Source organism: Ottowia sp. (genome assembly GCF_047975795.1).
Taxonomy (GTDB): Bacteria; Pseudomonadota; Gammaproteobacteria; order Burkholderiales; family Burkholderiaceae_C; genus Ottowia.
In genome coordinates this window covers 1-2073 of the sequence record NZ_JBKEEE010000001.1, presented here as the reverse complement: position 1 = coordinate 2073, position 2073 = coordinate 1, and the positions used below count along the sequence as shown (strand labels likewise).

Annotated in this window: 3 protein-coding genes; all 3 read left to right on the top strand. The window is 61.8% G+C overall.

The genetic code is table 11. The features are described from left to right. Nucleotides 1-154 precede the first annotated feature (154 nt). The 3 genes from ACK5NW_RS00015 to ACK5NW_RS00005 all read left to right on the top strand — a co-directional run bounded on the left by ACK5NW_RS00015 (nt 155) and on the right by ACK5NW_RS00005 (nt 2063). Entirely contained in the window at nt 155-511 is a 357-nt protein-coding gene (locus ACK5NW_RS00015; protein WP_416924199.1) for a transposase, read from the top strand. Then, a complete protein-coding gene (locus ACK5NW_RS00010) occupies nt 508-1569 on the top strand; it encodes an IS3 family transposase (protein ID WP_416924198.1) in 1062 nt (353 codons plus the stop codon). Before ACK5NW_RS00015 ends, ACK5NW_RS00010 begins: the two co-directional genes overlap by 4 nt. Before the next feature lie 314 nt (nt 1570-1883). Continuing rightward, complete coding sequence (locus ACK5NW_RS00005) at nt 1884-2063, top strand: hypothetical protein (protein WP_416924197.1); 180 nt, start codon at nt 1884-1886, stop codon at nt 2061-2063. Nucleotides 2064-2073 lie beyond the last annotated feature (10 nt).

Here is a 2073-nt window from a genome sequence, read left to right as displayed (position 1 = left end):
GCCTATCGTCCTAAGGAGTCTGTGGAGCAAACTCCGTGGGAAGGCGGTTGAGGCGTTGACGCAAGTACAAGGCCAGGACGAAGTGCAAGATGAGGGGGGCCGCCCAAAACGAACGCCATCGAATGATCAAATCTGAACATTCTCTGGAGCCCTCATGAACAAAACAGACGCTTTGATAAACGCTGGCGCAGCCAGCAACAGTGACATCGAACGCGCACCACGCGCGATGTACACCCACGCCTTCCGACAAAACGCCGTGCAACTGGTGCTGCGCGACGGCAAAGGCGTGGCGCAGGCCGCGCGCGAGCTCGATGTCAACGTCAAGACCTACGCCAACTGGCTCAAGCTGGCGCGCGCTGGCACGCTGGGCGCAGTCGATGCGCACCGCGTGCAGCCCGTGACCGATCTGCAAAGCGAGCTGGCACGTGTCAAACGCGCCCTGGCGCAAGTCACCGAGGAGCGCGACATCCTAAAAAAAGCCACGGCGTACTTCGCAGCCCAATCGCGGTGAAGTACGCCTGGATTCACGCTCAGATGATCAAGCCGACGGCGCAGCGCAAGCACAGCGCAGCCGCCTACTGCAAGGCATTGCAGGTCTCGCGCTCGGGCTTTCACCAATGGCGCGCCAGACAAGCGCAGCAAGCCGCTGGTGCCGGTGACGCTCATGACGCACAGGAACAAACAGCGCAGCTCGACAGCGCCGCGCGGCACATCCATGCGGCCAGCCGCGCCACCTACGGCGCTGTGCGCATGCGCGCTGCCCTTGAGCGGCGCGGCCACACGCTCAGCCTCTCAGGCGTCAAGCGCTTGTGCCGTCGCCTGGGGCTGCGCTGCCAGCTCAAGCGACGCTTTGTACGCACCACCGACAGTGCGCACGATTTGCCCATTGCCCCCAATCTGCTGGAGCAGCGTTTCGATGCCATCCATCAGCCCGGGCGGGTCTGGCTGGCCGATATCACTTACATCGCCACCGATGAGGGCTGGGTGTATCTGGCCGCCGTCAAGGACGCGTGCAGCCGCAAGATCGTGGGTTGGTCGGTGCGTCAGCACATGCGCGCCGAGCTGGTCATCGAGGCGATGCAAATGGCCATCGAGCAAGAGCGCCCGCTGCCCGGGTTGATTGCCCACAGCGACCGGGGCAGCCAGTATGCAAGCGCGGCGTACCGCAAGCTGCTGAGCGGCCACCAGATGCAAGCCTCCATGAGCCGTGCGGGCAACTGCTACGACAACGCGCCGATGGAGAGTTTCTTCTCGAGCCTGAAAAACGAGCATTTGCACCGGCTGCACTTTGAGACAGCCCAGCAAGCCATGGATGCGGTCTTTGACTACATTGCCACGTTCTATAACCCGCACCGCTTGCACACCAGTCTTGGCAATGTCTCACCGCATGAGTTCCTGCGCCAGTATCACAGCCGCCAGCCAAGTCTCAGCGATGTGAGTGCGCCTGCGGCCCAGCGTGACATGGCCGGGGGGCAAGCGGGGGAAGGCCTTCCCCCGCACCCCCTTCTGCCATCAAGAAGTTCACACGAGATACAAGGAGGCACTTCACAACTGCACCACGTAAACTGACACTACCTCATCGCAATTGATGGCGTTCGAAATTCTGGCCCCCCTCAGGCCTTGGCGTGACTCTTTTGCCTTGGGTGAGCGTGCCTCCGCGGAAGGGAAACTATGTGGTGGCGCACCTGCACGAGCCTGCCATCGTCAGGGACTTATGCCTGATCACGCTCAAGGGGCGCAAACTTCCCGCAGTGACACAGGCCTGTGCCGACAGGATTGTCTAGGGACTTGACAATTTCGGGATCAGAGAATAGAGACTTGTCGCGCTGTGTCGAGATTCCGTGATCGTGTATATGAGGACAGACGGCAACCTGTGCCTGACCATGAAGACGATCCACACTGCGGCAACCAGCAGTCCGGTGCCCGAACAGATGGGGATCGTCCAGCGCTTTGACTTCAACGGGCAACCCGCGGCACGCTGCGACGCCGCGTGGCAGACCTGCGCGCCGGTTGCCCCCTATTGCTTGCGGCCTGCGTGGATCACTGCTATTGCAGGCGTCTGAAAGGCCTTCG